Genomic DNA, 25,827 nt, shown 5'->3' on the forward strand with positions numbered 1-25,827 from the left:
CACCTGGCGGCTCTGCTTCCGTAACACCGGAAGTCATGACAAAGGACACTATGACGGGCGGTTAGTTGACACTTCAACTAATGATCGAGGAGACTCGATTTATGAATCAGTCACGCCTTACCACCACCGCCATCACCGTCCTGCGCGTCATCCTTGGCTTCCTCTTCGCCGCCCACGGCTGGCAGAAGTTCAACGAATGGACCATCGCCGGCACCCAGGCCGCGTTCGCCCAGATGGGTGTGCCCGCAGCCAACGTGTCAGCACCCCTCATTGCAGGCCTCGAACTTGCCGGCGGCATTGCCCTCATCCTGGGCGCACTCACCCGCGTGGTGGCTGCCCTGCTGGCTGTAAACATGATCGGCGCCCTCTTCCTGGTGCACGCCTCGGCAGGAGTCTTCGCTGACAAGGGCGGGTACGAACTGGTGCTGCTCCTGGGCGCTGCCGCCCTGGCACTCGCACTCACCGGAGCTGGCCGTGTGTCAGTGGACCGCGTCCTGTTCGGCCGCAAGGGCTCCAAACTGGCAGTCCTCGCGTAAGGCGGACTCTCACAAAGTAAACGCAAAGCCCGACGGCGGACAGGCACCAAGGTGCCGGTCCGCCGTCGGGCTTTAACGTCCTTAGTCGGCAGAACGTCAGCCGGTAACTCCGGTCAGTTCGTTGGCGGCGCGTTCCAGGACGGCGCTCTTGACCACCTTTCCCGCGTTCAGGTCAACGGCGTGGATGGTGGAGGTGGCCGGCTCCGTGACGTAGGCCGTTGAACCCTGGACAAACAGGGTGGGGCGGGAATCCTGCCAGGCATCCGGCTCCGTCCAGGCGCCAACCACGGAAATGGCAGCGGTGACCTCGCCCGTCGTCGGATCAATGACATGGAGCGCCCCGTCCGTGCCCAGCACCAGGGCCTCGCCGGCCGGACCGCGGCCCAGGGAGCGGAAGGAATAGCTGGTGCCCAGGTCCACCAGCTGCAGCGCCCGGGTGTCAGTGTTGACCAGTGAGATCCGAGTGGGCCGCTCAAGGTCGGCATCCCTGTCCACCTTGTAGTCGCCGAGGATCACCGGGGAGGCGGGGCTTCCGGCCTGGTTGCCCATGCGGCCATAGGGGGCAGGGCTTGCAACCTTGGTGAAGGCACCGTCCCGGTAGACCAGCATGCCGTCCTCACAACCCACCACAACGGTTTCACTGCCTGCCACGGCCTCGCCATGCACGCCGGGGCAATCCTCGCTGCGGAGCAGCTCACTGCGTCCCTGCCCGCCGTCACCGTCCGGCGCGCTCAGCAGCGCCAGGCCGTTGCGGCCTTCCTCGTTGCCAAGCGTGACCAGCAGCTTGCCATCCTCCAGCTGCACAGCCACGCCATGATGGGCTGCCGGCGCGGTGTAGGTGCTGGTCGCGGGCAGGCCGGTCTTGAGTGCGTCCGTCAGCGCGGCCGGATCAAATATTTCCACCTTGCCCGACCCGTCATTGAAGAGAACCGTCTGCCCGCCGGGGTTGACCACATGGCCGGCCTTGTTGGCGCGGAACGCCCGGTCCATCAGCCGCGGTGCGGCCACATAGGAGTGTCCATGGTCGCCATGCGCCCCAGTCCACACGCCGGCGTCAAAGACGCGGAAGGAATCTCCGGTGGACACCAGGACGTGCCGGCCGTCGCCTGCCGGACTGAGACGGTTGAATCCCTCCAAGGGCGCTTCCCCCACCGTCCGCAGTGTTTTGGCGTCAAGAACCGTAATACCTGCATCGTGGGTCAGGATCAGCCGCGGGACTGGCGCCTGGGACTCTTTTGCCTCGCTGCCTTCGGCGGTGGTACTGCCGGCCGAATTCGTGTTTGTCGTTGGTGAGGGTCCAGCGTCGGTGCCGGGCTCTCCCCCGCACGCCGAGAGGAGAAGTGCGGAAGCCGCGAGCACCGCCGGGAACGTCCGGGGGTGTCGTTGGGGGAAGGGGAACTTGGGTTGAGATTTGAGCATGCTGCTAATGATACTCATTCTAATTTGTGACTATGAGTCAGTCCCGTCCCTCCGGTAATGCGACATCTCAGTAAGATCGCAGCATGACTGAGACCGCGGCCAATTCCGTAACCCTCCGCTTCCTGGCTGCCCCCACGGATGTGGGCCACAGCGGCTCGGTGGATGCGGGGACCGTCCTCGAATGGGTGGACAAGGCTGCGTACGCTGCCGCCGTGGGCTGGGCCAAGTCCTACTGCGTCACCGCCTACGTGGGCAACATCCACTTCGCGGACCCGGTGAACAGCGGCGACATGGTGGAGGTGGAGGCTACCATCGTCTACACGGGACGCTCCTCCATGCACATCCGGACCGTCGTCTCCTCAGGCGATCCCAAGGGCGGCCCCGCCACGATGCGCAGCCAGTGCATGGTGATCTTCGTGGCGGTCGGCGACAACGGCAAGCCGATACCCGTCAAACAGTTCGAACCGGTCACGGCAGCGGAGATCGAACAGCGCGACCACGCCCTTGCACGGATCAAGGTCCGTGAACGGATCGTCGAAGCCATGAACGCCCAGGAATATACCGACGCCGGGACCGCCGAACGCGTGACGCTGCGGTTCATGGCCGCCCCCACGGACGTGAACTGGGGCGGGAAAGTGCACGGCGGAATCGTTATGAAGTGGATCGACGAAGCCGCCTATGTCTGCGCATCCAGGTACTGCGGAATGGACACGGTGGCGGTATTCTCCGGCGGCGTGCGCTTCTACCGGCCCCTGCTGATCGGCCATGTGGTGGAGGTCGAGGCCAGGCTGGTCTACACCGGGACCAAAGGCATGCACATCGCCGTACACGTGCGCTCCGGCGATCCGAAGGGCACGGAACTGAACCTCACCACGTATTGCCTCACAGTGATGGTGGCGCGCGACGCCGACGGCAACTCGGTGCCCATCCCCGGCTGGGTGCCGGTCTCGGCAGAGGACGAGCGGCTCCATGCCCACGCCCGCGAACTGCTCGAGATCCGTGGGACCGCTCCGGGGAACCGGCTGCCCAACCACCTGCTGGGGCAGGGCTAAGCCAGCGGGAACCACCTGCTGGGGCAGGGCTGAGCCAGCCAGCCCATGCGGGAACGGGCCTAGAAGCCGCTGCCTCCGGCGTCGGCCGCCATGTTGGCGAAGCGCGAGTAGTGGCCCTGGAATGCCACCACAATGTCCTTGGTGGGGCCGTTACGGTGCTTGGCGATCAGGATGTCCGCCTCGCCCGCACGCGGGGATTCCTTGTCATAGACGTCCTCACGGTGCAGCAGGATGACCATGTCCGCATCCTGCTCGATGGAGCCGGATTCACGGAGGTCAGAGACCATGGGCCGCTTGTCCTGGCGCTGCTCGGAGCCACGGTTGAGCTGTGACAGGGCGATGACCGGGACCTGGAGTTCCTTGGCCAGCAGCTTGAGCGCACGGGAGAACTCGGAGACTTCCTGCTGGCGTGACTCCACTTTCTTGCCGGAGCTCATGAGCTGCAGGTAATCCAGGATCACGAGCTTCAGGTCATGCTGCTGCTTGAGGCGGCGGCACTTGGCCCTGATTTCCATCAGCGACATGTTCGGGCTGTCATCGATGAAGAGCGGGGCATCATTCATCCGGCCCATGGTGGTGGCGATCTTGGACCATTGCTCGTCCTTGATGGTGCCCTTGCGGAGGTCCTGCAGGCCGATGGTTGCTTCGGCGGACAACAGGCGCATGGCGATTTCGTTCCGGCCCATTTCGAGCGAGAACATGACCGTGGCCAGGTTGTTTTTGATGGCCGCCGAGCGGGCGAAGTCCAGGGCAAACGTGGACTTACCAACTGCCGGGCGGGCGGCGATGACGATCATCTGTCCCGGGTGCAGTCCATGGGTGAGTTCATCGAGTTCGTAGAACCCCGTGGGCACACCGGTCATGCCTTCCCCGCGGTGTCCGGACGCTTCGATCTCGTCCACCGTGGATTCCATGACGTCCTTGAGGACCACATAGTCCTCTGCTGTGCGCCGCTCCGCCACGGCGTAAACCTCGGCCTGCGCCTGGTTGACCAGGTCCTCCACCTCGCCGTCGGAACCGTATCCCAGCTGGACGATCTTGGTGCCCGCGTTGACGAGCCGGCGCAGAATGGCGCGCTCTGCCACGATTTCGGCGTAGTAGCCGGCATTGGCGGCCGTAGGGACGGTCTGGATGAGCTCGTGCAGGTAGGCGGGGCCGCCGATCCTGTTGATCTCCGCGCGCTTGGTCAGTTCGTCCGAGACGGTGACGGCATCTGCTGGCTCGCCGCGGCCGTAGAGGTCGATGATCGCCTCGTAGATGGTCTCGTGCGCAGGCCGGTAGAAGTCCTGGCCGCGGAGGATTTCCACAACGTCCGCGATGGCGTCCTTGGACAGCATCATGCCGCCGAGGACGGACTGCTCGGCGGGAATGTCCTGGGGTGGCTTACGGCTGCCTTCTGATCCGCGGGTACCCTCGATCGAGTCCAGGTGCGTTACTGACAAAACTGCCGTCCTCCGTAGTGTGCCGCGTCATGATGCGGCGAGTAAGTCATTTACCTGCCGGATGCCCTCCTGCGGGACCTCCACGGGACGGCATACGTTCAGGTCTATCAGCGGCCACCGACAATGAAGTCCGGCGGGCCCGATTGAAGTCTGCGCAACTTGGAGTCTGTTCAACGCGCGTGGGAGTTATCCCCATGCTCCGCAAGTTATCCACAGAATGCGCCGCAGCGGCTGGACCAAGGGCCTCCACTGCGGCGAAAGCACATGTCCGCGACAGCGTCATAGCGCCCCAAAAGCAGGTATCCCGCAACGGTAGCCGCAACCGCCCCAGCGTCCAAGCCCACAAGCCCGGAGGGCTGTGGACAACCTGTGCACTAATGGGCATAGCTTGTGCACAGCCTGTGGGTGAACCTGTGGAAACAAAAAAACTTTTGCCGCATACAAGCGTCTGACCTGCGAAAACGTTCGTCGAGGATGTGGACTAAATTCTTTTTTTCCTAACCTTCATCCACAGCTTGCGGCGCGGCGCTGTTGAAAGATCTGCCTTTCCAAGCGCCTCAACCGCCGATTCATGCCCCCAAGGTGATGAGACCCACACCGCCCGGCATATTTTGACGCCACGGCAAATCGGCTGTATGCAACGGCAGGAATGTGCTGTGGATAACGGGCATCTGGCATAAGCTCTGACTATGGGCGACGTACTGATGGTGTTTCTGCCGGCCGGCGTGTTGGCGGCAATAATTTGGGCACTCACGACAGCCCTCAGACCGCGTGATTCCGGGACCTCCGACGCCGAGAAGTACCAGCAGGACCTGGCCAGGCGCTCTGCGGAGCACTATGCCGAGCAGGTGCGGGTGGCCACAGCCGTGCGTGCCCGCCTCGAAGCCAACACCCGGCCCAGCCAGAACGAACAGCAGCAGTCGCAGCAGGAAGACCATGCCCGGGCAGCACGGCGAGGGCAGTCCGGAGCGGGTGCCGGTCAGTATGGCTACGCGGCGCTGCCCGGCGGCTCTCTGGACCCTCAGCTGGCCATGCAGTTGCAGACGATGGCGCACGACGGACACAAGATCCAGGCCATCAAACTCCTCCGCCAGGCAACCCAAACGGACCTGGCGACAGCCAAAAAGTATGTAGATCGGCTTTAGAAATGGAATCGCTCGTGATCCCCGTTATTATCCTCGCGGTCGTGGCCGCCGGAGTCGCACTGGCAGCCCGGGCGGTCAGCAGGCGGCAGGCGGCGTTCAAGCAGGCCGGAACCGCCCCGGCGCCGGATCCGGTTGAGGTGGCCCGCCTGGCCGCCGCCAAGCTCTCTGAGGACCAGCACCGCAGGTTGTACGCGCTCATTGCCCAGGGACAGGCGATGGCGGCCATCAAGCTGTACTACGAGGCCACAGGAGACGGCCTGCGGGCATCCCGGGACGCGGTGGGGGCGTTGGCCGCCCATCCGCAGAGCTACCGCAGCCCTGCGGCTGAAGCGGCGGAGGCAGAGCCCGACGACGACGACACGCCCCAGCGGTTCCCCTACCGCTACCGCGCCATTGCCAGCAAGGGCGACGTGACGCGTGAGGTCAGCAGCAACATGCTCAACGACGAGATCTACGGCCGCATCCGCACGCTGGCGCGCAGTGGCGACACCGAAGGCGCCGCCACTGCCCTGACCAGGCACTCGGACATCTCCCTGAAGCAGGCACGCGAGTTCATCGCCCTCCTGGACGATTAGACGATATGACCGGCGGCCCGCCGCCCCATTCCCTGCACGCGTCCTTGCACGCGCGCGTGCAGCCCGCCCGTCCGGTGCGCTGACACCGGTACGGCTCAGCCACCGTCCGGACGCCAGTACCGCAGCCCGCCGCTGGTGGCGCCGTCGCGGGCGACGTCGACCACGGCGTACGGGAACGCCCGACGGTCCGACTGGTCAGGTCCCCGACCGCGGACGTCCGAACACCACGTGCCGGTGTTGACGTACCGAGTGGGGCACGCCTCGAGCGCCGACTCGAGGGCCCGGTGGGTGTGGCCCGAGACGTACCAGGCCACCCCGGAACCGTGCGCCTCGAGGGTACGTGCGAACCGGCCCGCTGCAGCAGGAGCCTCCTCGTCGGCGACTCTGTGCCCGGCGGCCGCGAGCACAATGCGGGTCGCGGCGACCGGGAGCGCCGACACCGTCCGGAACCGGGACAGGCGCGCCAGGTCCCGAACGGCCACCCCGTCGAGCGCGAGCCGCAGTGACTCGGTCTGCAACAGCTCGTCGTACGCGGGCTCCCGGATGCGGCGTTCCGCCCGCTCGGACGCCAGGCAGGCCCGGGCAACGGCCCCGGCACGGCTCAGGCGCGACCTCGACGGATCGGCGTTCCAGGCGGCGAGCGGTGGTAGGTCCAGCTCGTCGGTGCCGTTGACCGCCGCGCGGAGCACCTCGGGCATCCGGTGCAGCGCGTGGTGCTGGTGCCCGTGCTCGGCCACGAGCACGTGGGGCACGTGCAGGAACCACGGGTGCACCCGGACCCGCGTGGGTTCGACGGGTGACAGCAACGCCGACAGGCGGGCGGCAACCGAGGGCCGGGCCAGCTCCACGTCGTGGTTGCCGCACACGAAGTGCAGCTGCACACCGCGCGCCGCACACGCCTCCAGCGCCCTGAACGTGTCGAGGTGGCGGGCGAGGATGGACTCGAGCCGGGCCAGGCTCTTGTCCTCGGCGAACCCGACCAGCTCGAACGTGTCACCGACGAAGGCGACGTGCTGCTGAGGACCGGAGGCTGCGAGCACCTCGCGGCGCAGGAACTCAGCCAGCATTCTGCCGGGGCGCCGGGCGTCGTCGTCCGACACGCCCAGGTGGAGGTCGCTGAGGAGCCACCACCGCGCCGCGCCGCTCACGTGAGCAGGCCCAGCACTCGTGGAAGGAAGAGTAGCAGGTAGACCGTCCATATGACGGCGACGACCCTTCCGCTCACCGTACGGCCGAGGACCCTCGGGCGTGTGCGCTGCCCGGTGTCTGCTCCGGCGCGCCGGATCTCCAGAGAGACGAGGGTGACGAGCAGGACGGCAGCCGCGAGCAGCCCCGCCAGATTGATCAACACGGTGCCTCCTGCCGTGCGCGGGCCATGGCAACCTCCTGCCGAGCGCGGACCATGCATGCGAGGACGGTGATGACGCCCATCGTGACCACGCACGCCTGCCACGACCACACAGCGAGGTAGAACATCGCCGTGGACACCGCCGTGAGCGAGGCGAGGCCGAGCGCCAGGACGAGCAGCGTGCCGAGCGCGAGGTCGGTCACCGGGGTGAGTCGGGCCAGTGCCTGCCCCGGGAGCAGGACGAGGACGGCTGTAGCGGCGACGGCCTGCAGCGGTGTCGGCAGCCCGACGAGCGTCACCAGCGACAGCGCGACGGCCGCGAGACCGAGCGCCACCGTGGGCCGGCTGACGCCGCTCATGGAGCTCATGGCGCTGCCCCGAACGGCGCCACCCGGTACGCCCGTGCGTCGGCGTTGCTGAACGCGAGCTCCACGCCGGCCTTCGCGCTCAGCCACTCCTCCAGCTCGGCGAAGCCGCGCTCGCTGATGGCGCCCTTGACTACGAGGCTCGCCTCCGACGAGCGCGTGAGCAGCACGACGGCACCAGCAGCGTTGTGCCGGGCATAGTCGTAGACAAATGGGCCGCACGCCACCGCCGACAAGTCGGACTTGCACAGGTCCTCAATCGTCCGGTACCGGTTTTCGAGGTAAGCCTCGCTGCGCCACGGCGTCGGGTGGGCAGCCGAGATGATCGCAGATCCGGGGGGCGCGAGACCACGCACGGCGGCGACGGCGGCCATCTCACCGTCAGTGAAAACGTCATATTGGGCGTTCCCGAACCGGGCCGTCACGGTCATCACGGCCAGCAGGCAGCAGGTGAGCACAAGGCCCCCCGCGGCGAGGTAGGAGGGGCGTGTGCTGCCCTCCACGGGGAGCAGGACCGAGCTCGCCTGCACGGCAATGAAGGGCAGGGCGAACAGCGAGACGCGGATAAGCATCTCCCCGCCGTACGACTGCGCGGGGAAGAGCAGCAGTGGGGTGACAGCGAGGAGGACCACCCTAATGTCGAGACGCCCTCTGCGCCGGTCGCGCACGGCCCCTGCCGCGGCGAGCGCCCACAACACAAGGGTGAGAGCCATCCGGACCTGTACCGCAAGCACGTGCCCAGCGGTCCCGCTCACGCGGTCGACGACGTTCGCCTCGGTCGCGGCCTGCAGGCCTGCGTCCGCAAGGGGTGGGTGCCCGATCAGGTATGCACTCGCCGGGTAGACGAGCCAGAGCGCCAGCACGACCGCGGTGATCAGCGGCAGGCGGCTGGGCCAGACACGTCCGCTCAGGGTAAGAGCGGTGAGGGCGATGAGCACCATGAATGGAGTCAGCTGATGGCTCGCGCAGATGACCGTGACGAGCAAGAGGGTCACCGCGAGGGCGCTCACCCGTAGCCCGGGCCGGGGCTCGGAGGGCGACCGCCCTCGCCACCAGGCCGCAAAGTCGGTGCGTCGGAAGCCGTGGATTTGGGGAGGCCGCGCTGCCAACGGGCCGAGGACCAGCGCGACCACGACGAGGTACAGGAAGAAGCCGAAGGCCTGGGGAGAAAGGTAGTCCTGATCCTGCCAGTTGCCGAGGCAGAAGAGCCAGAGCACGAGCCAGCGCCGTCGCGGATCGCGCGTCAGGTAGCCCGTTACCACGCCCAGGGCAGTGAGCCACAGTCCCATGTCTATCACCGGTGCCCACAGGGCAACGGCCACCGGGTCCAGACCGGTCGCCCGGAGCGCCGTCGCCAGGAGGGCGAAGAAACCCGGCCAGTTGAAGTACGCGTCGATATCCGGGTCGATCCCCTGGGTGCGCGCGAGGGCGTCGGCGATGCCGAGATGACGGAACGCGACCTCACCCCGCGGTACGTCCGTCACGAAGGCTGCGGTGCCGAACAGCACGAGCACAAGCACCACGACGAGCCACATCATGACCGGGCGGCGCGCCGGGCCCGAGGCATCTCCCCGCAGCGCCACGACGAAGGCGATGTTCAGAAGCAGGACCCCCGCCCAGAACGGGTAGGGCAGCACGGCGACGAGCCCCAGGTCGCTGTTCACGGGCACGGACACCGTGGAGGCGGCCCCTGCGGCAAGCGCCAGCGACACGACGCCCGCCAGTGCGCACCACACGTCACGGGGCTTCCAGCGTCCCCCGGTGCGGCTGGTCACTTCGAGCTCGCTGGTCATCGCGTGTCCTTCCTGACGCGCCGGAGGACGGCGAGCAGGCGGAGGCCGACCCCCGCGGCCCCGATGGAGAGCACCACCAGCCACGCAAGCGCCATGGCGGTGGCGCCCCTGTCGGCGACCGACAGCGCTGAGACGCAGAGGGCGGTTCCGAGCGTCACGCCGACCACGATTGCCTCAGCGTAGCGACCGCGGGCTCGGCACACGGCGTTGTAGGCCTGCAGCACCGCGTACCCCACCAGTCCGGCTGCCAACAACCGCAGCGCGTCGGCGGACGAGTCGGCATACCGCTCCCCCAGCAGACTGAGCAGCGGGCGAGCGAGGACGACGAGGATGACGGCAGCAAGACCTCCGACCGCGAGCGACCAACGGAGACCCGCCCAGGTGGTCGACACCAGCCGGTCCGGGTCGCGGACACCCTCGGAGAACTGGACAATGCCTATCAGCATCGGAGCGGTGTAGGCGGCCCAAGCCATCATCCATGCGGGATACCAGTAGGCAGCGGCCTCCGGCGCCACCGTGTGCGCGAGCAGGAGCGGCAGCAACAGCCCGGGAGCGCGCTCGGTGAGGGTGAGGAGTTGGTTCGGAAGGCCCACCGCCAGCAGTGGACGGCCCCTCGCCAAGCGCAAGGACGGTCGCGGCCGGTAGCCGACCAGTCGTCGCAGCTGGACCGCACCGACGACGCACGCTACGGTCGTACCGAGGGTCCAGCAGACCATCAGCACGTCGGCGGAGGCGCCGTGTGCCCGCCACGCCACGAGCGCTGCAGCACCCAGTGAAACCCCGCCGCCCAACGCGTACCTCAAGGTCGCACTGGCGCCGCGTCCCAACGCCACGAGCGCCTGGTCCAGCACGATGACAAGGGTGCCGGTGACGGCAGCCACGAGGAACGTGAGCCAGAAGAGAACAGATGCCGAGGCCGTGTCCGGAGCCACGGCCGACTGCAGCACGAGGTAGCCGAGGGCCAGCCCGGTGCCGGCAACCCCCACGATGGCGAACGCCGCATCCAGCACCCGCGAGGGCGGCTCCCCTCTCCCCACCGAGACGATCACGGCCGACCCGGCGCCCAGCACCGCGAGCTGCGTGCAGATCATCACCGCCGAGACCGCGGCCGTGGTGAGCCCGACCTCACGGTCGGACGTAGCGCGCGCGGCCACGACCCAGAAGGCAAAACCCGCGCCCGTCTGGGCGGCCTTGCCCAGGACGAGGCCGAGGGAGCTGCGCAGGGCGGAGTGCCGGACGGTCGAGGCGTCCGGCACAGCGGTCCCGCGCTCAGCCTTCACGACGCGAGACCCCTCGCCATGCCCGCGTAGTTGTACCAAAAGAAGGCGAGGTAGTAGCGCAGCCACCGAGGCTGGCCCTGGGCGAGGCTCAAGGCGCTGCCCCGGACCGCCGCGGCGGCGGGCAGCAGCATTAACCGCGCCCCGCGCCAGCCGTGCTTGCGGATCATCCGTCCCAGTCCTGTTCCGTCCATGAGGAACTGGTCGCACGCGAACTCGAAGTCGTCCGCGGCGAAACGATGTTCGACGACGACCCTGCGTGACACCGCCGTTCGCAGCCCTGACTGCCGCATCCGCCAACGCAGCTCGATGTCCTCCCCCGACTTGAACGAGTCGTCGAAACCCACGCCCAGCATCAGGTCCCGGTCGACGAGCGTCGCCACGAGCCCGAACCAGAGGCGACTGCGGCCGGTGCGATGGTGATGTGCGAGCGCCTGCCCCCAGTAGCCCGGTCCGCCGACACTCTCCAGACCGGCCTGAAGGGCGTCGTGGCCACCCTCGACCAGCTCCGTGAGCAGGTCGGCGACCCCCGTGAGCCCGAACACGACATCGGAGTCGACGAGCAGGACCCAACGGGTGCTGCTGCTCCGCACACCGAGCGTTCGAGCCCATGGCAGGCCGCGGCCCTCGTCACTCAGGACCCGGGCACCGGCCGCGAGGGCGAGCCCGACGGTGCCGTCGGTGGAGCATCCGTCCACCACGATGATCTCGGCAACACCGGACTGACTCAGGCTCTCCAGGCAGCGCGGAAGCATGCGCTCCGCGTTGCGGGCCGGAACGACCGCGGTGACCTCGGCAGGACTGTGACCCACCGTGTCCGCCCTCAGGCCTGCTCGTCGAGGACGGACGGCAGCAACTGCTCCAGATACCGGACTATGTCGTCCGACGCCTCATCCGCCGTGTATGCGGAGGGTACCTGCAGCAGGTGGCAGGGCCGTCCGTCGAGCGCTTTGCTCAGCACGACCCCCTTCGCCGCGAAGTGCTCGCGCCACGGGACGACGGACGTAGCCGCCAGGCCGGTCACGACCCGCTGCGAGAAGCCCGCCATCTCGATGTGGAAGTTGCCGATCATGCGGTCGACCATCCAATCGGTGGTCCGCTCGACCATCCGAGACCGGGTGCCCTCGAAGCGCTCGATGTAAATGGCGGCCGCGAGCGGGGCCGAGGTGGTCACTTCCCGTCCCGGGAACGCGGTCCCCGCCTCGACCATGCGGTGCTCCGGCGACCATCGGCGGGAGAAGTCCGCAAGGCGCGGATAACGGATAACGTACGGGTGCACCACAGTGGTCAGGCGGCCGACGCTCTGCGAGAGCACTGAGGGAACCAGGGGCTTCCGGACACCTTCGAACAGGTGCGGGTAGATGTCCCGGTGGTGCGGTTTGATGAACATCGGCTTCGCGTAGCCGAGCAGCGTGGCGTCCTCGGCGAGGAAGGCCCAGTCGTCGCCCATGAACGACCACCCCTCGCGCCGCATCAGCTTGGCAGCTGTGCTTGTCTTACCGGTCCCTCCAGCGGCGGGAAGCGCGATCGCGTGGCCCCGGTACGCCATCGTTGCCGCGTGAATCATGCCGGCTCCCCGACCGACCATGGCGGCATCGAGAACAGGAACCACGGAGGTCAACAGCTCGCCCGGCCCGTGAATGCGCCACTGCTCTCCGTCCCTCACGACCTGGACCCGATCGGCTTGGAAACGCACACTGTTCCCCGTGTACGCGAGCTCGTGCTCAACCAGACCCGCTTCCGGCATCGGCTCCGGGCGGTCATCGACGACGATGTCAGCTGGCCGTTCTGTGTCGGTAGCGAAACACGCCAACATGCTCTGGAGCTGGGTCGCTGCCGGCGCCTTTGCCTCGACGCGGACCGTGACGCGGCCGTGGATGTCGAAGTGCAGTGCCTTGGTCTGCTCGGTGTGCATGCTAGTCCCCTGTCTGGGTGGTGTCGTCGGATGGTGTGGACGGTGTCGGCCGTGTCGTCGCGGTGGCGGTGGTGGCGAGTGGACCGGTGGCGACGCGACCGCGCAGGGAAGGAACGTATGTCATGTCAGGCCACGCTCATTACGGGAAGAACGCTTTTCGGATCGGTGTCCGTCGGATTCCGGCTGCAGAACTTCCAGATACTCCGCCGGAAAGCGATGTAGCCGTAGCAAAGGTCCGAGTAGTTGCTGTGCAGAACCGCGTTGGCCAGCCCGGTCAGCGCACGGTTTCCTGTACGCCGCAGCCAAGGCAGGTCCTCCGACCCCCCTCCGGTGACGTATCGGGAACCCTTGACGAAGTCATAGTCATGCTGGAGTGGAGAAACGAACCAGCCAATTTCCTGGGGATCCATGCTTCCATCAGCGTCCAGCATGACGATGATGTCGCCCGTTGCTGCAGCAAATCCTGACCATAGCGCGACACCTTTGTCCTTACGCTGCTCGTCCAGCACCACGATATCCCGGCGGAGTGCCCGCGCCACCCCAACGGTATTGTCCCTGGAACGACCGTCAACAATCACGACCTCGTCCACGTATAAAGGCATACGCCGAAGGACCCAAGGGACGTTTTTGGCCTCGTTCAAAGTTGGGATAACGACGCTTATGGACGCTCTCTCCGGCTCTGCCGCCGGCTTGGAGAACGAAATTGGGGACTGGGTGGAAATAGACAAATGCCTCACCACTTCATGGCGTTTGTAGAGAGCTTTGGCCAATAGCGTATGGCCTGCCCGGCTAGGTAAACACCAGTAGCGAGTACTCGCTTCTATATCGCGTCCTACGTAGGGAATTTCGTGCTCCGCCAGAGCTAGGGGTGGAGGTGGCAACGCCGAGTGATCTGTTAGGTGCATTGGGGGACTTATTCGGTAGAGGGGGTACCCCTCCCGCTGTGAGAAGGCTTGGCTATGGATCAACGCTCGAACGCCGAGTCCCTTTGGCCCGATCCGCCTGAACTGCCACCGCCCGCCATCATGGACCAGCGCTGGACCGACGCCATATTCCTGCATTGGCGCATCCCGGAAAACGCAGCTGCTCGTTTCATGCCGCCCGGAGTGCAACCGGACCTCTTCGACAGCAGTTCGTGGGTAGGGCTTATCGGTTTCCGCATACAGAACGCCGGAATCGGACGCGGCCCCGGGATTCCGTACCTGGGCAGCTTCAGTGAGGTCAACGTGCGCCTCTACTCACGGGGACCCGATGGAACCAGGGGCGTGGTCTTCCTGAGCTTGGACAGGAACCGGCTGCCCGTCGTCCTGGCAGCGCGAGCAGCGGAAATTCCCTACGTGTGGTCGCGAATCCGCTATTCCCAACCCCGGCCGGACTCGCCAGACGTTGAAGCCGCCGGATACTCGGTCAGGCGTCTCAGGCAAGGAGCACGGAGTACCGTCGTACCCCAATCAGATGCCACCGTCGACGACCCGTTATCGGTCTTTCTCACGGCGACGTTTGGAATGCACGGCACGTTCCGGGGACGGAGCATCTACATTCCAAACACCCATAAACCGTGGCCGCTGTGCACTGCCAAGCTGCACCATCTGAAGGATGAACTGTTTGCGTCTGCCGGTATCAGCGCGAGCGGACCGCCTGAATCGGTCCTGTAATCCCCCGGAGTGCGGACCAAGTACGGACGGCCAAGGCTGGTGAGCAGCCTCGGCCAACCGCCGGTGACCTAAGGTGTAGTTCCCACATAGGTTATGAACGCGGCTGATGGGAGTTTTACCTCCGATGCCGGTATGGGCCTGTGGTGACTGTACTGATGTAGCCAGTCCGGGTAAGCGGCTCCCCGTTCGGCTTCTGATGTGTAGGGCCAGGCGTAGGACCGGCTTTGACGGTGATTCCGTGTGCGGCGAAGAAGGCTGCGGCGCGGAGCCAGAACGCTGTGGCAGTTTCCTTCTTCTCATCGTTGAGGATTTCGGAGTAGGCCAGCCTTAGGTGCTCATCCACGGCGGGGTGCAGGTAGGCGTAGCCGGCCCCGGCCCGGCGGTTCTTTCTGCCTGCGGCCCGTCCCAGGGAGCGGTGTCCGCCGCCTTCTGCTCGATAACCAACCGGGCAAGTTTTCCCCTGGCCTTTTGGTGTCAGGTCGGCATTGGCATGGGTAACGTAGGACACGAGAGCCTCCTGGCGTCGAGATGAGTGTGGTGACCCAAATCGATACCGGAGGCTCTCGCCCTTTACATCACGCCACGCTGTTCATAACCTGCGTGGGCACTACACCTTGGGCACGCAGCCGACCAGGGCACAGCGCTCCGTCCGGCGGCTAGAAGTCGAAGAGGTCTCCCAGCCAGCCTTCCTTCTTTTTGGGACGACGGCGGTCGTAGTCGCGGTCATACCCCGGCTTGTCATACTTCCGGTCGGCGTAACGCGGCTGCTCGTAGCGCGGCTGGTCGAACCGGGGCTGCTCGCGGCGGGGTTCAAAGTCCGGATACAGCGGGGGCGGAACCGGAGCAGGGACAGGCGCCGCGGCCGCCGGGCGCGGCGGCGTCGGAGCGCTGCCACCCATGGCATCGTTGGCGCGGTCGATGATCTTGTCCAGCTCCCCGCGGTCCAGCCAGACGCCACGGCACTGCGGGCAGTAATCGATCTCGACGCCGCTGCGTTCGCTCATGATCAGGTCAATTGAATCCACAGGACACTTCATGTTCCGGTCAACGACCGGGGAGACCGAATCGTTCGGCAGCCGGAGGCCCGGGACGGACGGCCGCGCCTTAGCGTCCGCCGGAAATGCCCGCTAGGAGCTGCTCGAACGGCAGGGACGCCAAGGCCGCCGGCTTGCGGCCGGACTGCTCCCCCGCCAGGAGGGCGGCAAACTCGGTCGCCGCACGGTCGATCCGCGACGATAGGGGCGAGCCGCCGTCGTCCGTATTTCCCCAGTCCTGGGGGCCAGCGAAAACGGCCGTAGCGGCTATCCTGGTGCGCAGGTAGCTGAACAGCGGGCGCATCGCGTACTCGAGAACCATCTGGTGGCGGTCCGTACCGCCGGTGGCGCCCAGCAGGACAGCCTTCCCGTCCAGGGACTTGGGGTCCAGGACGTCAATGAAGGACTTGAACAGGCCGCTGTAGGAGGCGCTGAACACCGGGCTGACGGCAATGATGCCATCGGAAGCCTTCACGCCGGCAATGACATCCGCCAGGCGCGGGGCCGCATAGCCGGTGACAAAGTTGTTGGCGATGTCCACCGCGAGGTCCCGGAGCTCAACGACCTCAACCGTCACCTCGAAACCGGCATCTGCGAGGCGGTGCTCTGCGGCTGCGGCGAGCTGGTCGGCAAGCAGCCTGCTCGAGGACGGCACGCCCAGGCCGGCGGACAGTACGGTGATGCGGCGGGTTTCCACGTGGACTCCTGAGGTTCGGTACAGCCTATGTTACATGTATTTGCATGTACCTGGGTAACCGGTGGCTGTCCGCCTTTATTCCACGGGCGCTAGAGCACCACCGTGCCGCTGATGCACGTGGTGGAACTGCCGCCCACCCAGACGTCTTCACTGACAGCATTCACGTGGATGCGCCCCGCCCGGCCCCGCGCATTCCTGGACCAGGACCTCGTCCTGCTTCGGGACGCCACCGGCATCGAGCCACGCGTGCGCCGACCCCATCGTGGGATGCCCGGCAAAGGGGAACTCCTCGTGGCCGGTGAAAATGCGGACCCGGTAGTCGGCATCGGGATGCGTCGGAGGCAGGAGGAAAGCGGTCTCTGAGAGGTTCGTCCAGTTGGCGAAACGCTGCATCTGTTCCGCGCTGAGGCCTACGGCATCACCAACCACTGCGAGCGGATGGCCCCGGTAGGGTTCGTCCGTGAAGACGTCCACCTGGGTGAACGGACGACGGCGGCGCGGGAGAAGGATTCTGGCTCACCGCCGCTGGCTATCACCCCGAGCGGCCTGGCTGACACGCCTGCCGCGGGGTGGGAGACTACCCGGCAGGAAGCCGTTATGCGGGGGCCGAGCATCGTGGGATTCGGCAGCTATCACTACCGGTACGAAAGCGGCCGCGAAGCGGATGCCGCCGCCGTGGGCTTCTCATCGTGCAAGGCGAACCTCGCACTGTACGGGCCCGACGCGGGCCATCTGCTCCCGCAGCTCGGCAAGCACAAGACCGGAGTGGCCTGCCTCTACATCAACAAGCTCGACGACGTGGACCGCGAAGTCCTGGCCGAGATGGTACGCACGGGCTACGGCCACGTCACGGCTGCACCAGCCCTGACCTCGGCGCGAGGCACAGAAAACCCCGCTGCCGGTGACGGCAACGGGGTTTTCGTGCAGTTTAAGGCTGCGTAACCGGAAAGGCTACTTACCTGCGACTACGTTGAGTTCGATCACAGCGGCAACGTCAGCGTGAAGACGGACGTTGGCCTGGTAGGAACCAACCGACTTGATGTGAGTCGGCAGTTCAACCTTGCGCTTGTCGATGCGGCCAAGGCCAGCGGCCTCAACAGCGTCGGCGACGTCGGCCTGCTTGACGGTGCCGAACAGGCGTCCGGTCTCGCCAGCCTTGACGACGAGCTTGACCGGCTTGGCGGAGAGTGCAGCGGCCTGCTTCTGAGCATCTTCCAGGGAAGCGTGCTCGCGGGCGGCGCGGGCAGCCTTGATGGACTCAACCTGCTTCTCGCCACCCTTGGACCAGGTCAGGGCGAAGTTGCGGGGCAGCAGGTAGTTACGTGCGTAACCGTCCTTGACCTCGACAACGTCGCCAGCAGCACCGAGACCGGTTACTTCGTGGGTCAGAATGAGCTTTGCCATGTTAGTTAATCCCTTCCCTAACCGCGGCCAGCGCCGGAGTAAGGCAGCAGTGCAACTTCGCGGGCGTTCTTGATTGCCTGGGCGATTTTGCGCTGTTCCTGTACCGTGACGCCAGTGACGCGACGGGCGCGGATCTTTCCGCGGTCGGAGATGAACTTGCGCAGCAATGCTACGTCCTTGTAGTCGATGACAGTGATGTCAGCGGCCTTCAAGGGGTTGGACTTTGGTTTGGGCTTACGGAGTTCAGCCTTAGCCATCGTGGAGCTCCTATTCTATGGAGCCCGTGGATGTTGATCCACGGGATGGTGGTGGTCCGACGGCGGCAGTCACGTCAAGTGCCTTGCGGCACCTCGGCGGTCCCGGCGTCGGGCCTAAATGATTGGTTAGAAGGGAGGTTCGGAATCGGGGCCATTGCCCCAGCCGCCGCCTGCGTTGGAGACACCGGGCGTTGCCCAGGGATCCTCCTGTGCAGCCGGCTGGTTGCCGCCACCGAAGCTTCCACCGGAGTTGCCGCCCTGGTTTCCACCAGAGTTGCCGCCTCCGAAGCCACCGCCGCTGTTGCCGCCGCCGAAGCCACCCTGACCACCCTGACCGCCGGAGCGCTGGGTGCGGTTGACCTTGGCATTGGCATAACGCAGGCTCGGGCCGATTTCATCGACTTCGAGCTCGATAACGGTGCGCTTTTCGCCTTCTTTTGTTTCGTAGGAACGGCTCTTCAAACGGCCGGAAACGATCACGCGCATGCCCTTGGTGAGGGACTCGGCGACGTTCTCGGCTGCTTCACGCCAGACCGCTGCGCGGAGGAACAGGGTTTCCCCGTCCTTCCACTCATTGGACTGGCGGTCAAAGGTGCGCGGGGTGGAAGCGATGGTGAAGTTCGCTACTGCCGAACCTGACGGTGTGAACCGCAATTCCGGGTCATTGGTGAGATTACCGATGACCGTAATGGTGGTTTCGCCTGCCATCTACTGCCTCCTTGTTCGATCCTGGGTGAAGAATTCGATCCTGCGGGGTAAAGAATGAAGATCGGAGCTGAAATTACTCAGCAACAACCTTCTGCTCTTCGGGGCGGGTGATCTTGGTGCGCATGATGGTCTCGTTAAGAGACAGCTGGCGGTCAAGTTCCTTGGCGGTGTCCGGCTTGGCGGTGAAGTTCACCACGGCGTAGATACCTTCGGACTTCTTCTTGATTTCGTAAGCCAGTCGACGACGGCCCCAGATGTCAACCTTTTCGATGGTTCCACCATCGTTGGTGATGACGTTCAGGAACTTCTGAAGCGACGGCTCAACGGTACGCTCTTCGACCTCGGGGTCGATGATTACCATCAATTCGTAAGGACGCATATGTGAACCCACCTCCTTTGGGCTAAGCGGTTACGGCATTTCCGTAACAGGAGGTTCATTTGCGATGCTGTGCGATGCCCGGCCAACAGAACGGAGGCAGGGCGCAGCACAGACTTCAATATCTTAGTGCATTTGGACCGGATAGACGATTCGCGCTTGACTCAAGGCTAGGCGCCGTGGTCCCGGAGCGGAAGCCGTGATGCGCGTATGTGGAAAACTTCCCAACAAGCGGGCTGGCCAGGTTTCTGTGGATAAAGCCAGCACAGACGGGGCGAGTGGTCTAGCCTCGATGGGCGGACCTGAAAAAGCTGCACAAGCGGCTGGACGCAGCCGTGACCGCTTGTTACGCCTGGCCGAAATCCATAGCGCAGGACCGGGCGGATATCGTCCGGCGGCTGACGCAGCCCAAACATTTTCGTACCGTCATCCTGGCCGCCACCATCAACCCGGGGCTGGGACTGGCGGCCTCATTAGACCCCCAACTGCCCTCCGGTTCGAGGCATAAAGTCTCTGGTGCCCGCAGCGGAACAGGTCTATATTGGCAAGAACGGCTGGGTACCGTACTGGACGCAATGAGGCGGCCAGGAAAGCCGGTCCTCGTGTCGCGCAAGCGGCTGGATGGACCCAGGATTTTGGATAGAACAAGCAGTTCGGTCTCCTTCTTCGATGGATGGGGACCACATGTCGTTAATAGGCCGAAGCAGGGAATTGGACCGGATACTCTCCGTAATCCGGGGTCCTAACGATTCAGCCCTCAAGGTGGTGGGCAGGCGCGGGACGGGTAAGTCCGCCCTCCTCGCCGAGATTCCCCGCCTCTCCGATGTCCGCACCGTCTTCCTGACAGCGAGTGCCTCAGAGTCCGACTGGCCACTCTCGGGCCTCACCGCGCTCCTGACCGGCATCGATGACCCCGTCCTCAACCGCTTCGCCGACGAACTGCTGCGCGATTCCACTGGCGCCATGGACGTCCCCACTGTCTCCACTCTGCTGCTCAACGGACTGCACCAGCGCTCGTCGTCCCGGACGGTCATTGTCATCGATGACGCCGACCAACTGGACCCCAGCAGCCAGGCGGTGATCGGCTACTTGGCGCGTCGGCTGACGGGAACGGACATGGCGCTGTTCATGAGCGTGCGGGAAGAGATAGCCGATAGCCCGTTCGCATCCCTTCCCGCCCTCCAGCTGGCGCCGCTGAACTACAACGACACGGTCCGCATGCTGGAGGCCATTCCGGCCCGGCAGACCGCGACGGCGGCGGTCCACACAGTCGCCGCTGCCACCCAAGGGAACCCGCTCGCCGCCGTCGAGCTCTTTACGCTGCTGCTGGAACGTGTGGCAGACGGAAAATACGCGCTGCCGGTTCCGCTGCCCGGCAAGGGAAGCTTCGAAGCGGAGTTCGCTGCCACCGTGGGGGGACTCTCGCCTGTCGCGAGGCAGGTCCTTGACCTGCTTTCGCTGTCCTGCCGCAGCGATATCGCCACCTTGGAAAGAGCCTATGACCAGCTGTGGGGCGGGATCGACGAACTGCTGGCACAGGGCATGGTGGGCAGGTCCGGGCCGCATCTGAGGATCCAGGACCAGTTGCTCCGGGGCTACGTGTATGCGGCCATGACACCGGCAACGCGGACCTCCAGCCACCGCGCCATGGCGGCAGCGGCGGAGCCCGCGGATCCCTATGCGCACCGCTGGCACCTGAGCTTTACCGCTTTGGAACGGCAGACCCCGTTTGGGCTGCTCCGCCTTGCCGTTGACCTAATCCGGAGCGGCGAAGTGCCCTTCGCCGTCGAATACGTTGAACGGGCCCTGACCATCAACCCGTGGGAAGCGGAGACGGCTGCGAGGCTCACCACCGTGGCCGAGCTGCTGCTGAACCGGGGTGAATTCGTCTACGCCAAGCGCTACTTGGACTGGGCTCAGCGCGTGACGCGGAACCCTGCCCTGATCCTTCGGCTGACAGGCCTCGCCTTCGAGATCCAGTTCATCCAGGGCGGCACCGTGCGCTCCAGCATGGTGCTCCGGCTGGTGAAGGAGTTCGGGCAGCACGATCCGGCCTTCGCTAACCGCCTGCTCGTGGCCGGCGCGCTCTATTATGCGGACCGCTGGGAGCTTGCGGATGCCACCAGCCTGCTGCGGTACGCCGAGGAGTTCAAGGACCACGCCTCACCGGACTGTCTGGCCCTGGCGGCGAGCGCAAGGCAACTCATCGAAGCGATCAGCGGGACACCGGAGGAGATCGGCCGCAAGCCCGATGGCGGGAACGAAACGGTTGCCACCCTTCTGGTACGGGGCCGTGCGCTGAGCTATGCCGAACACCATGTCGCCGCCCAGGAGGCCTTTGCCCGGGTGCGGAACTTCCTGGAGGCAAACACCGTCAACTGGCGGGAAACCGCGGAGTTCCTCGCAGTGGACAATGAAATCCGGGCGGGGAACGTCCGGAAGGCGGTGAAACTGATCGAAGATCTTGAGCTCGCAGAACCGGAAACTAAATACCACCGTGGAATGCGGCACGTCTTCCGGGTCTGGCGGGCCAACACGATCGGAAACGAGGAACTCGCCCGCGCCTACGCGACGGACGCCCAGCACTTCTCAGGGGCGGAAAGCCACCCTGCGATTACGGCGCAGCTGGCCGCGTGCCAGGGGCATTTTGCCCTCATGCGGGGAAACCTCGCCAAGGCCTTCGCGCAGCTGTCGCGGGCAGGGGAGATAGGCCAGGCTTTCAGCAACCCCACGCTGCTGCGCTGCGAGTCCGATCTGGTGGAAGTCCTGGTCCGGCTGGGCCGGCACAGGGAGGCCACCCAGGCGCTGTGGCACCTGGAAAGCCAGGCAGTTGGCCTGCGTTCGCCCTGGCTCATGATGGCTGTTGCCCGGAGCCGGGCGATGCTGGCCGACGGTGAGCAGTCGCTCCAGCTGTTCAGTGACGCCCTCGCCGGCAAAAACCCCCAGGAATCACTGCTGGAACGCGCCAGGACACTGCTGTGCTACTCCGAACGTCTCGGCGCCTTCGGCCGCCTCCGGAGCGCCCGGGACGGTCTGCTTCGAGCGAAAGTGATGTTCGACGAAGCCGGGGCCCACGCGTGGGCCCAGCACGTCGACTCGCTGCTGCTCGACGAACGTGTGGAACCGGCAGGTGCCCCCGGCAACCCCGCGATCGTGATGCTTGCAGAGCACGAACGTGTGCTGGTGCGCATGGTGGCCCGCGGGATGCGGAACAAGGAAATCGCGGCCACCCTGTATGTCTCTGTCCGGACCGTGGAAGTGCGCCTCACCGCGATTTACCGGAAACTCGGAGTGGAATCACGCGCCCAGCTGACAGCCCTCGCAACGGGAAAGGAAGCCACGCAGGCCAAGGAACAATTCGTCCTTCCCATCCTCTAGGACACCGGCTGGGGCACCGGGCGCTGCAGGTACCCGCAATTCCCGCATTGTTCCCTGCCGGTGCCCACACAACCGCCTCCTTTCCCCGCCGGAACGGCATGCATCCCGCTAATTTTGGAGTACGGAATGCACAGACCCCGGCAGCGAAAAGTGGGAAGGACGCGCACATGAGAACGGTCACCAGAAAGGCCGGTGCCAGGTGACAGCGGAAACCGTCCTGGCCCGCATCAACGTCATGGAACCCTGGCTCGGCGACGACGAAACCCGCGCCGTAGCGGACGTCCTCGCCTCCGGCATACTGACGCAGGGGCCGAAAGTGAAGGCGTTCGAGGCGCAGTTCAGCGCCCTGCAGGAGGTGCGCCACGCCGTGGCGACTTCCAACGGTACCACCGCACTTCATTTAGCGCTGGTAGTGGCCGGAATCGGCCCAGGCGACGACGTCGTTGTTCCGTCACTGGCTTTCATTGCTACAGCGAATGCTGTCACGTACGTCGGGGCGCGGCCGGTGTTCTGCGATGTAGATCCCGTAACCGGCACGGTGACGGGATCTACGATCCGGGCGGCGCTGACCCTTGACACCCGTGCAGTAATTGTGGTGGACCAGGGCGGTGTACCCGTTGACCTGGAACCGGTCCGCGAGCTGTGTGAACGTCACGAAATCACCGTGATTGAAGACGCCGGTTGCGCTGTGGGTTCTCAATACAAGGGCCGGCCAGTGGGTACCGGCGCGGACGTTGCCGTGTGGTCGTTCCACCCGGACAATGTTCTGACCACGGGCGAAGGCGGCATGCTGACAACCCACCGGGCGGACTGGGCAGCACGGGCCCGGAGCCTCCGCAGCCACTCCGTGAACGTGCCCGCGGCGGACCGCCGCCGATCCCGCATGGCCGCGCCGGAGGTGTACGTCGAAGTTGGTTTCGATTGCCAGATGACGGATCTGCAGGCCGCCATCGGCATCGTGCAGCTGGGCCGGCTGCGCGAGATCGTGGCGCGCCGCCGGGAGATCGCCGCACGTTATGAGGCAGGCCTTTCCGGCCTGGCCGGGCTCCGGTTCGTGGCCGACCCACCGTACGGTACCACCAACTTCCAGTCCTTCTGGCTCGAAGTCCTCCCGGGCTTCGCCACGGACCGCGAAGGGCTCCTGGCCCGTCTGGCCGATGCCGGAATTTCGGCGCGCCGCGGCGCCATGGCGGCACACCGGCAGCCTGCCTACCGGTGGCGCGATACGGGTAACGCAGGGCTCCAGACCACCGAACGGCTAACCGACCGGACGCTGGTTCTCCCGATTTTCCACGGCCTGGACAACGTGGGCCTGAACCGGGTCATGAACAGCGTCCGGGCGGCCGCCGGGGTACGCCGGTGAGCGACCTGGTGCTGATCGCAGCCAGCGGGCTAGCCCGGGAAGTCCTGACCATGGTCCGGGCCAGCGGGCAGTACGACGTCGTCGGGCTGCTCGACGACGACAAGGAAATGGCCGGCGTCACCGTGGACGGCGCGCCGGTGCTGGGGACCATCGACGATGCCCCCAAGTTCACCCATGCGCTGGTGCTGGTGTGCCTGGCCTCGGGAAAGTCCCGGGAAGCCGTAGTGGAACGGCTGGCGGCCCTGGGCCTGCGCGATGCCCGCTACGCCACCGCGATCGATCCCACCGTGGAGTGCCCCGAAGGCTGCCGGATCGGCCGCGGCAGCATTCTCCTGAAGAACGCGACTCTGACGGCCTCCGTCACGCTCGGGGCCCATGTTGTGGCCATGCCGTCAGTGACCTTTACGCACGACGACCACGTGGCGGATTTCGCGACGTTCGCGGCCGGTGTGCCGCTGGGCGGGGGAGTCCGGATCGGCCGGGCGGCCTACCTGGGGCTGAACTGCAGCGTCCGTGAACGGACGTCGGTGGGGTCCTACGCCACGGTGGGCATGGGGGTGGCAGTTTTGAGCAACGTGCCCGACGGCGAAACGTGGGTCGGCGTGCCGGCCCACCCCATCAAACACGGATAGGCGAGCGCCAGAAGCGCCGGGCGCAAGGGGGCGCTCCGCAGAAGTAACTTCCGTTACACGATTGTGATTATTCGCGTCCGGTCCTGTACGGTCGATCGGTGGGCCGCCCCAGACGGCCCCAATCCCGGATGACGTCTAACTCTGCCACCTTCGGGATCCACTAGGTTTCAGGCAGAGGCGGGGGACCCGAGTGTCTCGGGCATGGCACAAACATGCCCTCGGGGTGAAGCCGCGCATTCCAATGCGGCCGGATGACCTCCTCCGAACCCGACAGCTAACTCCGCAGGCGTTGAGAGGTAATCACTCATGTCTGCATCCCCTGATCAGCCGCGCTCGGACGCGCGCCCTTATTCCGAGGAAGCCGCGGCGCCCACCCGGCGACGGTCCGCGCTGAAGAAGTCCGCGGACCGTGCAAAGACCCGGCGCACCATGTCGCTGACAGCGGCCGCACTGGTCGCACTGCTGGGTGTTGTCTCCCTAGGCCAGGTCACCGAACAGGCGCCACAAAGCGCCGAGTTGAGCCGCGTCGCGGACACGTCCAGCCGTGCCCAGGCACCGGGGCAGGTCAAGCGCAACACCAGCCCCGCGCCGGCACCACTGCCGGCCACGGACCCCTCCACCGAGCCGACCACGGCTCCGGCACCGGCACCTGAAGCGCCGGCGGTTGCTCCCGCACCCGCCCCGGTAACGACGACAACGGCTGCACCAGCGCCGGCCCCGGCCCTGGCACCCCTTGCATCATCCGGCACAACCGGAACCATGCCCGTTGGAGTCCCCGGCGCGTGGACCATGGCTTTCGCCGATGAATTCAACGGCACGGCCCTTGACACGGCCAAATGGTCCAACTGCTGGTTCTCTCCCAGCTGCGGCAGCATGAACAAGGTCGCCACCAGCCCCGGCAACGTTTCCGTCGGCGGCGGCAACCTTGCCCTTTCCCTCAATTCGTCCACCTCGGGTGCGCTGGTTTCAACCAACCCCAAGGGCGGAGCCGGTACCGGTTACGAGTTCACGACAGGTTATGTCGAGGCCCGGATCAAGTTCCCCGGCGACGGCACGAACCTCTACAACTGGCCTGCGTTCTGGACAAACGGCCAGTCGTGGCCCACCAATGGCGAGAATGACATCGCTGAGGTCCTGAGCGGCAAGATGACCGTGAATTATCACTCAACATCCGGCGCCCACAACCAGGGGACCGTTCCCGGCGACTGGGGCAACAATTTCCACACCTTCGGCCTGCACCGGACGGCGAACTCCGCGGACGTCTACTTCGACGGCGTCAAGGTGAAGTCCTACTCCACCGACGACGGCGGCGCACCGCAGTACATCGTCCTCAATGTCGGCGCGTCGGGAAGCAGCCCGGCGGCATACGGAGCTGCGTCGCAGGTCCAGGTTGATTACGTGCGGGCCTGGAAGTAAACAGCGTCACTTCGGTGAGCGGACGACGGCGGGACCTCCC

26 protein-coding genes, 2 pseudogenes and 1 riboswitch are annotated in these 25,827 nt (G+C 65.7%); of the genes and pseudogenes, 10 read left to right on the forward strand and 18 right to left on the reverse strand.

Going from position 1 to position 25,827, the window contains the following annotated elements; all coding sequences use genetic code 11:
- Positions 1-101 precede the first annotated feature (101 nt).
- Positions 102-536: a DoxX family protein gene (locus ACQCSW_RS00735; RefSeq protein WP_426989048.1), complete on the forward strand. Its 435-nt coding sequence runs from the start codon at positions 102-104 to the stop codon at positions 534-536.
- Between the two features lie 96 nt (positions 537-632).
- On the opposite strand, the gene aztD is transcribed toward ACQCSW_RS00735, so the two are convergent.
- Positions 633-1,955 carry a zinc metallochaperone AztD gene (gene aztD / locus ACQCSW_RS00740; protein WP_426989050.1) on the reverse strand — a complete coding sequence of 441 codons (1,323 nt, stop codon included), beginning with the start codon at positions 1,953-1,955 and terminating at the stop codon, positions 633-635.
- Positions 1,956-2,038: 83 nt separating this feature from the next.
- Between aztD and ACQCSW_RS00745 the strand changes: the two genes are divergently transcribed.
- Positions 2,039-3,007, forward strand: coding sequence for an acyl-CoA thioesterase (locus tag ACQCSW_RS00745; RefSeq protein ID WP_426989052.1), 969 nt, complete (start codon positions 2,039-2,041; stop codon positions 3,005-3,007).
- A 59-nt stretch (positions 3,008-3,066) separates the two neighbouring features.
- Here the strand turns inward: ACQCSW_RS00745 and dnaB are convergent, their stop codons facing one another.
- Positions 3,067-4,449: a replicative DNA helicase gene (gene dnaB / locus ACQCSW_RS00750; protein WP_111908348.1), complete on the reverse strand. Its 1,383-nt coding sequence runs from the start codon at positions 4,447-4,449 to the stop codon at positions 3,067-3,069.
- 689 nt (positions 4,450-5,138) lie between these two features.
- Here dnaB and ACQCSW_RS00755 point away from each other — a divergent pair.
- Positions 5,139-5,594, forward strand: coding sequence for a hypothetical protein (locus ACQCSW_RS00755; RefSeq protein WP_426989055.1), 456 nt, complete (start codon positions 5,139-5,141; stop codon positions 5,592-5,594).
- 2 nt (positions 5,595-5,596) lie between these two features.
- Entirely contained in the window at positions 5,597-6,169 is a 573-nt protein-coding gene (locus ACQCSW_RS00760) for a hypothetical protein (RefSeq protein WP_426989057.1), read from the forward strand.
- A 95-nt stretch (positions 6,170-6,264) separates the two neighbouring features.
- Here the strand turns inward: ACQCSW_RS00760 and ACQCSW_RS00765 are convergent, their stop codons facing one another.
- The 8 genes from ACQCSW_RS00765 to ACQCSW_RS00800 form a co-directional block, all read right to left on the reverse strand.
- Complete coding sequence (locus tag ACQCSW_RS00765) at positions 6,265-7,317, reverse strand: hypothetical protein (protein WP_426989059.1); 1,053 nt, start codon at positions 7,315-7,317, stop codon at positions 6,265-6,267.
- Positions 7,314-7,520: a hypothetical protein gene (locus ACQCSW_RS00770; protein WP_426989061.1), complete on the reverse strand. Its 207-nt coding sequence runs from the start codon at positions 7,518-7,520 to the stop codon at positions 7,314-7,316. The genes ACQCSW_RS00765 and ACQCSW_RS00770 overlap by 4 nt, the downstream gene beginning before the upstream one ends.
- Positions 7,514-7,876: a hypothetical protein gene (locus ACQCSW_RS00775; protein WP_426989063.1), complete on the reverse strand. Its 363-nt coding sequence runs from the start codon at positions 7,874-7,876 to the stop codon at positions 7,514-7,516. Before ACQCSW_RS00775 ends, ACQCSW_RS00770 begins: the two co-directional genes overlap by 7 nt.
- A 5-nt stretch (positions 7,877-7,881) precedes the next feature.
- Positions 7,882-9,675: a glycosyltransferase gene (locus ACQCSW_RS00780; RefSeq protein ID WP_426989065.1), complete on the reverse strand. Its 1,794-nt coding sequence runs from the start codon at positions 9,673-9,675 to the stop codon at positions 7,882-7,884.
- Complete coding sequence (locus ACQCSW_RS00785) at positions 9,672-10,955, reverse strand: lipopolysaccharide biosynthesis protein (protein WP_426989067.1); 1,284 nt, start codon at positions 10,953-10,955, stop codon at positions 9,672-9,674. The genes ACQCSW_RS00780 and ACQCSW_RS00785 overlap by 4 nt, the downstream gene beginning before the upstream one ends.
- On the reverse strand, positions 10,952-11,764 hold the full coding sequence (locus tag ACQCSW_RS00790; protein ID WP_426989069.1) for a glycosyltransferase: 813 nt from the start codon (positions 11,762-11,764) through the stop codon (positions 10,952-10,954). Before ACQCSW_RS00790 ends, ACQCSW_RS00785 begins: the two co-directional genes overlap by 4 nt.
- An 11-nt stretch (positions 11,765-11,775) precedes the next feature.
- Positions 11,776-12,867 carry a hypothetical protein gene (locus tag ACQCSW_RS00795; protein WP_426989071.1) on the reverse strand — a complete coding sequence of 364 codons (1,092 nt, stop codon included), beginning with the start codon at positions 12,865-12,867 and terminating at the stop codon, positions 11,776-11,778.
- Between the two features lie 125 nt (positions 12,868-12,992).
- Positions 12,993-13,928, reverse strand: coding sequence for a glycosyltransferase family 2 protein (locus ACQCSW_RS00800; RefSeq protein ID WP_426989073.1), 936 nt, complete (start codon positions 13,926-13,928; stop codon positions 12,993-12,995).
- On the opposite strand from ACQCSW_RS00800, the gene ACQCSW_RS00805 reads away from it, so the two are divergent.
- Entirely contained in the window at positions 13,827-14,522 is a 696-nt protein-coding gene (locus tag ACQCSW_RS00805) for a DUF2071 domain-containing protein (RefSeq protein ID WP_426989075.1), read from the forward strand. The genes ACQCSW_RS00800 and ACQCSW_RS00805 overlap by 102 nt on opposite strands.
- Before the next feature lie 75 nt (positions 14,523-14,597).
- Here ACQCSW_RS00805 and ACQCSW_RS00810 read toward each other — a convergent pair.
- The 4 genes and pseudogenes from ACQCSW_RS00810 to ACQCSW_RS00825 form a co-directional block, all read right to left on the reverse strand.
- Positions 14,598-14,955: pseudogene (locus tag ACQCSW_RS00810) on the reverse strand (IS481 family transposase); the annotation flags it as partial.
- A gap of 223 nt (positions 14,956-15,178) precedes the next feature.
- Positions 15,179-15,559: a zf-TFIIB domain-containing protein gene (locus ACQCSW_RS00815; RefSeq protein WP_426989077.1), complete on the reverse strand. Its 381-nt coding sequence runs from the start codon at positions 15,557-15,559 to the stop codon at positions 15,179-15,181.
- A gap of 67 nt (positions 15,560-15,626) precedes the next feature.
- A complete protein-coding gene (locus ACQCSW_RS00820; protein ID WP_426989079.1) occupies positions 15,627-16,253 on the reverse strand; it encodes an FMN reductase in 627 nt (208 codons plus the stop codon).
- A gap of 189 nt (positions 16,254-16,442) precedes the next feature.
- Positions 16,443-16,763 (reverse strand): annotated as a pseudogene (locus ACQCSW_RS00825) (PhzF family phenazine biosynthesis protein); the annotation flags it as partial.
- Between ACQCSW_RS00825 and ACQCSW_RS00830 the strand changes: the two are divergent.
- Positions 16,692-17,195, forward strand: a complete 504-nt coding sequence (locus ACQCSW_RS00830; RefSeq protein ID WP_426989081.1) for a DUF1801 domain-containing protein — start codon at positions 16,692-16,694, stop codon at positions 17,193-17,195. The pseudogene ACQCSW_RS00825 and the gene ACQCSW_RS00830 sit on opposite strands and share 72 nt — an antisense overlap.
- 9 nt (positions 17,196-17,204) lie before the next feature.
- Here the strand turns inward: ACQCSW_RS00830 and rplI are convergent, their stop codons facing one another.
- From rplI to rpsF, 4 genes are all read right to left on the reverse strand, one after another.
- Complete coding sequence (gene rplI, locus ACQCSW_RS00835; protein WP_111908353.1) at positions 17,205-17,657, reverse strand: 50S ribosomal protein L9; 453 nt, start codon at positions 17,655-17,657, stop codon at positions 17,205-17,207.
- Between the two features lie 17 nt (positions 17,658-17,674).
- Positions 17,675-17,914 carry a 30S ribosomal protein S18 gene (rpsR, locus tag ACQCSW_RS00840; protein WP_003800144.1) on the reverse strand — a complete coding sequence of 80 codons (240 nt, stop codon included), beginning with the start codon at positions 17,912-17,914 and terminating at the stop codon, positions 17,675-17,677.
- Between the two features lie 126 nt (positions 17,915-18,040).
- Positions 18,041-18,622 carry a single-stranded DNA-binding protein gene (locus ACQCSW_RS00845; protein WP_354251226.1) on the reverse strand — a complete coding sequence of 194 codons (582 nt, stop codon included), beginning with the start codon at positions 18,620-18,622 and terminating at the stop codon, positions 18,041-18,043.
- Between the two features lie 73 nt (positions 18,623-18,695).
- Entirely contained in the window at positions 18,696-19,001 is a 306-nt protein-coding gene (gene rpsF / locus ACQCSW_RS00850) for a 30S ribosomal protein S6 (protein ID WP_011693941.1), read from the reverse strand.
- 708 nt (positions 19,002-19,709) lie between these two features.
- On the opposite strand from rpsF, the gene ACQCSW_RS00855 reads away from it, so the two are divergent.
- The 4 genes from ACQCSW_RS00855 (at position 19,710) to ACQCSW_RS00870 (ending at position 25,787) form a co-directional block, all read left to right on the forward strand.
- Positions 19,710-22,376 carry a LuxR C-terminal-related transcriptional regulator gene (locus ACQCSW_RS00855; RefSeq protein ID WP_426989084.1) on the forward strand — a complete coding sequence of 889 codons (2,667 nt, stop codon included), beginning with the start codon at positions 19,710-19,712 and terminating at the stop codon, positions 22,374-22,376.
- A gap of 235 nt (positions 22,377-22,611) precedes the next feature.
- On the forward strand, positions 22,612-23,739 hold the full coding sequence (locus ACQCSW_RS00860; RefSeq protein WP_426990589.1) for a DegT/DnrJ/EryC1/StrS family aminotransferase: 1,128 nt from the start codon (positions 22,612-22,614) through the stop codon (positions 23,737-23,739).
- Positions 23,736-24,371, forward strand: coding sequence for a NeuD/PglB/VioB family sugar acetyltransferase (locus ACQCSW_RS00865; protein WP_426989086.1), 636 nt, complete (start codon positions 23,736-23,738; stop codon positions 24,369-24,371). Before ACQCSW_RS00860 ends, ACQCSW_RS00865 begins: the two co-directional genes overlap by 4 nt.
- A 148-nt stretch (positions 24,372-24,519) precedes the next feature.
- Positions 24,520-24,674, forward strand: a riboswitch (cyclic di-AMP (ydaO/yuaA leader).
- A gap of 3 nt (positions 24,675-24,677) precedes the next feature.
- Complete coding sequence (locus ACQCSW_RS00870; protein ID WP_426989088.1) at positions 24,678-25,787, forward strand: glycoside hydrolase family 16 protein; 1,110 nt, start codon at positions 24,678-24,680, stop codon at positions 25,785-25,787.
- Positions 25,788-25,827: the final 40 nt, after the last annotated feature.

This window comes from Pseudarthrobacter sp. Y6 (genome assembly GCF_050156205.1).
Classification (GTDB): Bacteria; Actinomycetota; Actinomycetes; order Actinomycetales; family Micrococcaceae; genus Arthrobacter.